Raw genomic sequence first — 9,484 nt, forward strand, 5'->3', positions numbered from 1 at the left:
TTTTGGAGGCTGGCAAGCCTTTTTATTTTTTTGCTTGTGCAGCGTTATGTATTTTTACGCTGCATTACTATGTACTTTTATTTTGCCATATACAGGAGCTTTCATAAAATGAAGACAAAAATCTATTTTAATCATGATGGCGGTATTGATGACTTGGTATCGCTTTTTCTTTTATTACAAATGGAGGACATCGAGCTTACGGGTGTTTCGGTTATACCAGCAGATGGATATCTGGAGCCGGGCATTCATGCCAGCAGGAAAATTATCGATCGGTTTGGCAAAGGTTCTGTTGAGGTAGCCCGATCAAACTCAAGGGGTTTAAATCCTTTTCCAAAAGAGTGGCGAATGCACACATTTTTTGTCGATGCCCTTCCAATCCTGAATGAATCTGGTGAAATGGATGCATCGGTTAGCGATCTCCCGGCCCATCAGCATATGATACAAAGGATCCGAGAAAATTCAGATACTACGACACTGCTTTTTACCGGGCCGTTAACGGATCTGGCAAGAGCTTTAGATGAAGCCCCGGATATTGAAGATAAGATTGAAAGGCTCATTTGGATGGGTGGCACATTCCAAGATATCGGGAATGTACAAGAACCGGAGCACGATGGCACCGCTGAATGGAATGCTTTCTGGGATCCAGAGGCTGTCGCTAGAGTGTGGGAGAGCAGTTTGAAAATAGAAATGGTTGCGTTAGAAAGCACAAACAAAGTTCCCCTCACCATTAACGTTCGGAACTATTGGGCGTCACTCAGAAGATTCACAGGCATTGACTTTATTGGGCAATGTTATGCAGGATGTCCGCCGCTTGTCCATTTTGAAACCAATTCCACTTACTATTTATGGGATGTGTTAACAACAGCATATGCAGGAAATGCCGAACTAGTAAAAATGAAGACTGTGAAAAGTTCTGTCCTTGCAAAAGGGCCTAGTCAAGGAAGGACATATATCATAGAAGGTGGACGACCCGTCAATGTTGTTTATGATGTTGATGCTGAAGCTTTCTTTTCGTATATAACGGATTTAGCGAAGAAAGCTTTATAAGCCTTTGGAGGAAGACCCATAATCAAAAAACTATTGCCCTTTAATCATTATTTCTGTTAAAATTCTTGATAATAACATACCCAAACTCACATTTTTGTGAGAGGTGAAATTTTGTAGAGCCATGGCTCTGTTTCATTCGCCCGTTGTCCATTATTGGACAGCGGGCGTTTTATATTCTGAAAGGGAGGATCCATTAAAGTGAAAAAAATGAAGTATGTCTTATTAGTGTTATTTGGGGGCTGCAGTTATGGCTTGCTTTCTTCCGTGATAAAGCTTGGTTTTTTGGATGGGTTTTCAATCCAAGAGCTGCTGTGCGGGCAATATCTATTTGGCTGGCTTGGTTTATTAGTCATCGTTCTTCTTTTCTCACGGCATAAAGTCTCGAAAAGAGAGCTGCTTACACTTTTAATAATAGGGACGACGATGAGTATGACAGGGATCTTCTACGGCTTTGCCATAGAAGAATTGTCGGCTTCAATCGCCGTTGTTTTCCTGTTTCAATTTACCTGGATGGGTGTCGTCATTGAAGCGATGGTCAACAAAACTTTTCCCGGCTTTGACAAAATGATATCTATCGTCATTTTATTCATAGGAACACTGCTTGCGGGCGGTCTTTTTGAAGGGGCGGCTCAGGATTTCTCCTTGAGAGGAATACTCTTTGGCTTGTTAGCTGCCGTATCGTTTTCACTATTTGTCTTTGTAAGCGGTCATGTTGGAACAACCGTACCGGCTTACACGAAAAGCTTCCTTATGACAACTGGAGCAACCATGATGGTTTGCATATTCTCTCCGCCAACGTTCTTAATCAATGGCGCATTGCAAGCAGGCCTTTGGAAATACGCCCTATTTCTCGGATTATTTGGCGTGGTCATCCCGATTATTTGTTTTTCCATAGGTACGCCAAAAGTGGGAGCAGGACTTGGGACGATTTTAGGGGCTGTTGAACTGCCAACAGCCATTATCGCTTCTATTACACTCGTAAATGAGGCGGTTTCCATTATGCAATGGATTGGTATTATTCTTATTTTATTGGGTATTGTCATACCGCAATATTTAAAGCTGCGTAAGGAAAAGCAAAAGCGGCGGCGGTTTGTGGCATGAAAATTATAATATTTCAACTCTAATCCAATAGGGGGGAGCCGGAGCAGATTATATCGCTCCGGCCTTCTTGGTTTATTTCATTCCAAAAAACTAGCCAATATTTTATTTTCCGGGAAATAATGACGGCAATCGACCCTATGTGGCCGATCATGTCCTACCTCATTTTCTATCCACCTTTTCGGTCTCCCTCCCTAAGTATTGTATAAAAATCTTTTATTGATATTTATAAAAAATATGTATTTTATTTATGGCAGCAACTGCAGTATAGTTATTTAAAAGTTATATTGAGTGTGAATATAACAATTATTCAGTACCATTGGGTTGTAAGCGCATTCTACAAAATCAGGGGGGATCGTTATTATGAAGTGTGGTAAAACCTTGTTTTTTACAATTGTATCACTATTGGCTTTTACTTTAATGCTTGCCGGGTGTGGGGGGCCATCAGCGGCGAATGGTTCATCGAAAGAATCAGGGTATCCAAAAATGGAGATTAAGCTTTCCCATGTGGCAGCGGAAAATACACCAAAAGGCCAAGCCGCATTGGCATTTAAGAAAATAGTGGAATCTAAAAGTGACGGCAAAATTAAAGTGAAGGTTTATCCAAATGGCCAATTGTATGGTGATGAGGACGAAATCGAGGCGCTGCAAGCCAATAATGTTCAAATCATTGTGCCTTCTTCTTCAAAATTAGCGGGATTTGATCCTACTTTTCAACTCTTTGACTTGCCATTTTTGTTTAAAAATGATGATGAGTTGTATCGCTTTGAAGATGGCACTGCCGGCAAGGAGTTGCTGTCGAAGCTTGAATCAAGCGGTATGAAGGGATTGGGTTATTGGCCGAATGGTTTTACCCATATCACCAATAATGAACGGCCAATAAAAAAACCGGAGGATTTAAAAGGGTTAAAGATACGGACACATGGCGGGGGACTCTTGAATGATGTCTTCAGCAAGCTTGGCGCCTCTTCAACGAAGCTGGCATTTAATGATGTTTATCAAGGCCTCCAACTTGGTACAGTTGATGGGCAGGAAAATAGTCTAGTAAATATTGAAACCCAGAAATATGAAGAGGTGCAAAAATACTTAACATTAATGAATATGACCCGTTCCGAATACGTTGTCGCAACAAACAAAAAGTGGTGGGACGGGCTAAATAATGATACGCAAGCGTTGTTGGCCAAGGCAATGAAAAAGGCGACGGAAAAAGGCAGGGAAGTTGAAAAGTCTGATGAAAGAAAAGCATTAGAAAAGATCAAATCAGACGGAAAAATGGAAATTTTTAAGCTGACAGACGCTGAGCGCCAAGCTTTTATTGATGCTGAAAAACCGGTTATGGACAAGTGGAAAAAGAAACTGGATGAAGATATTATTGACAGCATATTAAACCAAAGAAAATAAATTTTTGCTTATTAGTGGAGGCTGTCAAAAGCCTCTCCTTTATTCCTTTTTAAATGACATGGAAGGTGGGACGGCATGAGAAAAATATATAAATACTACTCACTTTTTGAGGATCTATTATCTGGTTTATTTATGATAGCGGGTTTCCTTTTAATGATGTATGAGGTCATTATGCGTTACGTTTTTAATTCCCCTACGACCTGGATCAATGAAGTGTCTTCTATCATCGTTGTTTGGGCTGTGTTACTCGGGTTATCACTGACTTTAAGAGAAGGCCGCCATATAAGCGTTGATCTTCTGTATGTCGCATTGCCGCGCCGTATCCAAAAAATTTTTGATACCTTTGCAAACATTGTCGGTGCACTGTTTTGTATCTTTTTCACTAATTACGGCATTGTAACTGTTAACCAAGCCTACAGCACGCATCAACTGTCAATTGAAACGGGGGTTCCAATGTGGATTTACTACGTGGTTATTCCCATTTCAGGAGTCATGTTTTTGCTTCGTTTTATTGAAAATATCGTAAAAATATATAAAAAACCAGGTGTTGCAACCGCAGATAATGAGGGGGAAGGTGAGGTTTTATGGGAACAACACTCTTAATACTGTTTGGATTATTCGCTGTATTGATTTTATTAAGGGTTCCTATTGCGATCTCACTTGTTCTGTCATCTACGGTGATGTTGTATTTGTCGGGGACATTCAGTCTCTGGACAATACCGCAGAAAATGTTCACAGCGTTGGATTCTACAACACTTATTGCCATACCCGGCTTTGTGTTTGCAGGAACAATCATGGCCAAAGGCGGTATAGCCAAGTATTTAATTAATACGTTGCGGGCTTGGGTCGGTCATATTTCCGGCGGATTATCGGTCGTAACAGTCTTAGCTTGTACATTTTTTGCTGCTATAAGCGGTTCCAGCCCTGCCACCGCCGCCGCTATCGGTTCGATTATGATTCCGGCGATGGTAGAATCCGGATATTCCAAACGGTATGCGATGGGTATCGTTGCCGCTGCGGGTACAATAGGCATTTTAATTCCGCCAAGCATTCCTCTGATTGTGTATGGTGTTGTCTCTGAACAGTCGATTGGAAAGCTATTTATGGCTGGTTTAATACCAGGAATACTGATGGGGCTTTTGCTCATTGTCTATGCCATCATTTACGCGCGGGTCAAGGGTTTTGGCAAATTAGCTAAAGCTGGCTGGAGAGAGCGGTGGGCTTCATTGGTAAAAGCGGTTCCTGGCATATTTTTGCCGATCCTTATTTTAGGGTGCATCTATACAGGGATCACGACACCTACAGAAGCTTCCATCTTATCAGTCTTTTATGCAACCATCATTTCTTTGTTTGTCTATAGAGAAGGCAGTTTAAAGCTGTGGCACAGCATTTTAAAGGAAGGTATTGGGGTAACGGTGATGATCATGCTGATTATAGCGTCAGCGACTATCTTTTCCTTATATCTTACACAGGAGCAAATTCCCCAATATATTGCCGGGTCGATGCTTTCCATTAGTCAGACTCAAGTGATCTTCTTTTTATTCACAGTAGTGCTCTTCCTAATACTTGGGATGTTCTTGGAATCGTCATCGATTATGTTAATTACGCTGCCTTTGCTTCTGCCAATAATGCTGTCGATTGGGGTTAATCCCATCCACTTTGCCATAGTTATGATCATTAATATGGAAATTGCTCAAGTGACACCGCCAGTTGGTTTGAATCTTTTCGTCATCAGTGGTGTGACCAAAGAGAGTGTCAGTGAAGTCTTTAAAGGCAGCCTGCCGTTTATTTTAGTGATGTTCCTATACATGATATTGGTCATGGCGCTCCCAGGACTCTCACTTTGGCTGCCTGGAGTTTTATAAAGTCATAAAGTCATAATAGGGGGAATTTGCTATGTATTACCTAGGGAACAATTACCGAATCATGTGTACATTAATGCGCGGCGGCACGAGCAAGGGTGTCATTATTCGCCGTATTGATCTTCCTCCTCAGCCCGAAATAAGAGATCGCATGATTCTGCGAATATTCGGCAGCCCGGATCAAAACCAAATAGACGGTTTGGGAGGCGGGACATCTTTAACAAGTAAATTAGCGATTGTTGGTCCGCCAGGGCGGGCAGGCGCGGACATTTCTTATACATTTGGTCAGGTTGGTCTTGATAATAGTGTGATTGATTACGCGCCAACGTGCGGCAATATGGCGACAGCGGTCGGGCTTTATGCCGTGGAGGAAGGGCTTGTGACATTAACTGAGCCTGTAACACGTGTTCATATTTATAACACTAATATCCAAAAAGTTATTATAGCCGAAGTTCCTGTCCGTAATGGGCAAGTTCAATATGAAGGTGATTTTTCAATTGACGGTGTACCGGGATCTTCTGCAAAAATCATGCTCGATTATCCTGGATCAGAAGGTGCCTTTACAAAACAGCTGCTTCCAACTGGTCAACCTGTCGATCTAATAGAACTTAATGATGGTCGCAGCTTTCATGTCACCGTTATTGATGCTGCTAATGTGGTCGTCTTTGTCAGGGCGGAAGAATTAGGCCTGACAGGGAAGGAATTAAAGCATGACCTTACGTCAGATGTAATGGCTGCGCTTGAACATATTCGTGTTAAAGTGGGCAAGCAAATCGGTTTGATTAAAAATGGTGACAGAGTTACTCCTGATACTCATGCACTTCCCAAGATTTCGTTCGTCTCGAGTCCTAAGGATTATCAAACAATGCGTGACCAATTGACAGCAAAAGGTGACATCGATGTCTTAGCCCGTTATATAAGCATGGGAACATTGCATAAAGCCTTTGCGGTCAGTGGTTCTGTTGCTTTAGCTGCAGCAACAACGATTGAAGGGACTATCCCAAATCAAATACTGGCTTCAAGCGCGTCAAAGGGAAACCTTAGAATTGGTCATCCTTCTGGTCAAATCTATATTGAAATAGAAGTTAATAAAACAAACAATGATTATCATGTCAAAAGGGCGGCCATTGGCAGAACGGCAAGGCGTTTAATGGATGGTTATGCTTATGTTCCGCTTTCTACATTAGTTCAAAGTGCAGAGGCAATCGATCAAGCTGCCATTCGGCATATGGTTAAGGATCACCAGGGCCTTCACATAAATTCAGGCAGCTAGGTTTCGCCTTTAATATGGATAAGATTGGATCCAAGCCTTATAATGACTATAAGATATGGATAGGCTTACGTTTGGGAGAGGGTGGGTTTCTTTATGAATGATAAGGATTGGGTGTTATTAACGACTTTAAAAGAGGAAAAAAATATCACGAGGGCAGCCGAGCGGCTGTTTATTTCGCAGCCAGCGTTAACCTATCGCATTCATCAATTGGAGCGTTTTTTTCAAAGTCAATTGTTTATTCGTAATCGTTCAGGTCTTCATTTTACGCCACAAGGGGAAATTATCGTTGAATACGCTCAAAGCATGATAAAACAGTTGGAAGAAACAAAGGAAAAAATCCAGTCAATGGAAGTTGCGGTGAAAGGGACACTGAAGCTTGGTGTTTCTTCTATCGCCGCCCGTTATATGCTTCCGGAGATGATCCGCAGCTTTTTAAATCAATATCCCGGCGTCGACATTAACGTGATCACCGGCTTCAGTTCGGAAGTTGAACAATTTTTGGTTGACGGGGATATTCATATCGCCATTATGCGCGGTGACAGGCATTGGGATGAACGGAAATGGCTTCTGTCAGAGGAATCACTCCTAGCCGCTTCTAAAGAACCTATAACGATTGAGAACTTGCCAAATTTGGCGCGAATTTATTATAAAACCGATTCTTCCTTGAAAGCTCTTGTCGACAATTGGTGGAAGGAAACTTTTCAAAAGCCAGTGAAAATCACCATGGCCGTTGACAATTTAGAGACATGCAAGGAGATGGTGAAAAAGGGATTAGGTTATGCTATTCTGCCCGGCACCTGTCTGAATGATGAGAAAGACCTTTACACTTATCCCCTTTATTATTCCGATGATCATCCTGTTAAAAGAAAGACATGGGTATGTTGCCGAAACAGCTCAATGAACTTTGCGGCGGTGGCTGCTTTCTTCGATTTCTTTAAAGCTTATAATCATCAAACGTCCAAATAATAATTTTTGCCGATATTATAAAATATTTTTATGGATTTTAATAGAAATTATATATTTTATTTATTTAAAAAGGGCAATTATACTGAAATTATATTATGAAAGCGCTAAAACAAGGAAATCGAAAGGGGATTATTTAATGATGATGGAAACGGATATTGTTGTGGTAGGTGCAGGGAATGCTGCTCTTTGTGCTGCTTTATCAGCACGGGAAGCCGGTGCGAATGTTCTGGTGTTAGAAAAGGCGCCAAAGGAGGAAAGGGGCGGCAACTCTCGTTATACATACGGTGCCATGCGTTTTGTTTATAACGGGGTTAGCGATTTAAAAGAGGTTATACCTGAGTTAACAGACGAAGAAATAGCGGAAAGTGATTATGGTACCTATACTAAGGAACAATTCTTTCAAGATATGAAGCGAGTGACAGAAAATCGCTCGGACCCTGAGTTGTTGGAGATTTTGGTAAACAACAGTCTTGATACGATGGCTTGGATGCGGGAAAACAATGTTCCGTTTACGCCGATTTATGGCCGGCAAGCCTTTAAGGTCGATGGTAAATATAAATTCTGGGGCGGGTTAACCGTAGAGGCTAAAGGCGGCGGTGAGGCTATGATTCAAGGGCTGATCGGACAGGCTGAGCATAAGGGGGTCGATATTCTTTATAGCGCCGAAGCCTATGAATTGATACGCGATGATGATGGGGTTAAGGGCATTAGAATCCGGAAAGACGGAAAATCCATTGAAATTGCTGCCAAGGCTGTCATCCTTGCCTGCGGCGGTTTTGAAGCAAACAGTGAGATGCGAACGAAATATTTAGGGCCAGGATGGGATTTGGCCAAGGTAAGAGGAACGGAATACAATACGGGCGATGGGATCCGAATGGCTTTGGATATTGGCGCCACTTCCTATGGGCAATGGTCAGGCTGCCATGCTGTCGGTTGGGATAAGAACGCTCCCGGATTCGGAGATTTAGCGATCGGCCACGGGTTTCAAAAACATAGTTATCCTTTTGGCATTATGGTCAACCTTCATGGGCAGCGGTTTGTGGATGAGGGGGCTGACTTCCGAAATTACACATATGCCAAATATGGCCGGGAAATCCTGTCACAGCCGGGGCAAGTTGCGTGGCAAATCTTTGACAAAAAGGTCTTGCATTTATTAAACGAGGAAGAATATCTCCGGGATCATGCGACAAAAGTGACAGCTGAGACACTCGAAGAACTTGCTGAAAAGCTGGCTCAGGAAGGTGTGGATAAAACGAGTTTCCTAAAAACAATCCAAGACTATAACAAATCCGTTGACGAAACAATTTCATTCAACCCTAATGTAAAAGATGGCAGAAGGACTAAGGATGATTTAAGGTTACCAAAGACAAATTGGGCGAATACAATTGAAGAAGGCCCTTTTGAAGCTTACGGCATTACTTGCGGAATTACCTTTACATTTGGCGGCCTTCGCATTAATAACAAGGGGGAGGTTCAAGATCTTTCAAACCAAACCATCCCCGGACTGTATGCGGCCGGAGAGCTCGTTGGGGGATTATTTTATTTTAATTATCCAGGTGGATCAGGACTCACGGCTGGATCCGTCTTTGGCAGAATTTCCGGGAAAAGCGCCGGCAAGTATGCTTCATTAGAGGCGGTTAAATAGAGAAAATAGGAAAAAAGCTGGAGAGTGCCTCACATCAAGTGGGCACTCTTACTTTTTTGGAGGATCTGCGTCCTTATGAGCGCCGACTGCATCTTCATCGGGTGAACATGCCCCTGTCAAGTAGACACTTTAAAAACGCACACATTTGTGTATTTGTGTCCTACATCTATCCCTTCCATTTATGCCAAATTG

The 9,484-nt window shown here is 42.2% G+C and carries 8 protein-coding genes; all 8 read left to right on the plus strand.

Annotated features, from left to right (window positions below):
- Positions 1-108 precede the first annotated feature (108 nt).
- The 8 genes from EV207_RS22530 (at position 109) to tcuA (ending at position 9,292) form a co-directional block, all read left to right on the plus strand.
- Entirely contained in the window at positions 109-1,047 is a 939-nt protein-coding gene (locus EV207_RS22530) for a nucleoside hydrolase (protein ID WP_132748644.1), read from the plus strand.
- A 198-nt stretch (positions 1,048-1,245) separates the two neighbouring features.
- On the plus strand, positions 1,246-2,148 hold the full coding sequence (locus tag EV207_RS22535) for an EamA family transporter (RefSeq protein WP_132748646.1): 903 nt from the start codon (positions 1,246-1,248) through the stop codon (positions 2,146-2,148).
- Positions 2,149-2,508: 360 nt separating this feature from the next.
- Positions 2,509-3,546: a DctP family TRAP transporter solute-binding subunit gene (locus EV207_RS22540; RefSeq protein ID WP_132748648.1), complete on the plus strand. Its 1,038-nt coding sequence runs from the start codon at positions 2,509-2,511 to the stop codon at positions 3,544-3,546.
- A 75-nt stretch (positions 3,547-3,621) separates the two neighbouring features.
- Positions 3,622-4,149, plus strand: coding sequence for a TRAP transporter small permease (locus tag EV207_RS22545; protein ID WP_132748650.1), 528 nt, complete (start codon positions 3,622-3,624; stop codon positions 4,147-4,149).
- On the plus strand, positions 4,131-5,411 hold the full coding sequence (locus EV207_RS22550) for a TRAP transporter large permease (RefSeq protein ID WP_132748651.1): 1,281 nt from the start codon (positions 4,131-4,133) through the stop codon (positions 5,409-5,411). Before EV207_RS22545 ends, EV207_RS22550 begins: the two co-directional genes overlap by 19 nt.
- A 31-nt stretch (positions 5,412-5,442) precedes the next feature.
- Complete coding sequence (locus EV207_RS22555) at positions 5,443-6,681, plus strand: 2-methylaconitate cis-trans isomerase PrpF family protein (RefSeq protein WP_132748653.1); 1,239 nt, start codon at positions 5,443-5,445, stop codon at positions 6,679-6,681.
- 93 nt (positions 6,682-6,774) lie between these two features.
- Positions 6,775-7,647 carry a LysR family transcriptional regulator gene (locus EV207_RS22560; RefSeq protein WP_132748655.1) on the plus strand — a complete coding sequence of 291 codons (873 nt, stop codon included), beginning with the start codon at positions 6,775-6,777 and terminating at the stop codon, positions 7,645-7,647.
- 136 nt (positions 7,648-7,783) lie between these two features.
- Positions 7,784-9,292 carry an FAD-dependent tricarballylate dehydrogenase TcuA gene (gene tcuA, locus EV207_RS22565; RefSeq protein ID WP_341539818.1) on the plus strand — a complete coding sequence of 503 codons (1,509 nt, stop codon included), beginning with the start codon at positions 7,784-7,786 and terminating at the stop codon, positions 9,290-9,292.
- Positions 9,293-9,484: the final 192 nt, after the last annotated feature.

Origin of the sequence: Scopulibacillus darangshiensis (assembly GCF_004341035.1) — a bacterium.
GTDB classification, from domain to species: Bacteria; Bacillota; Bacilli; order Bacillales; family Sporolactobacillaceae; genus Scopulibacillus; species Scopulibacillus darangshiensis.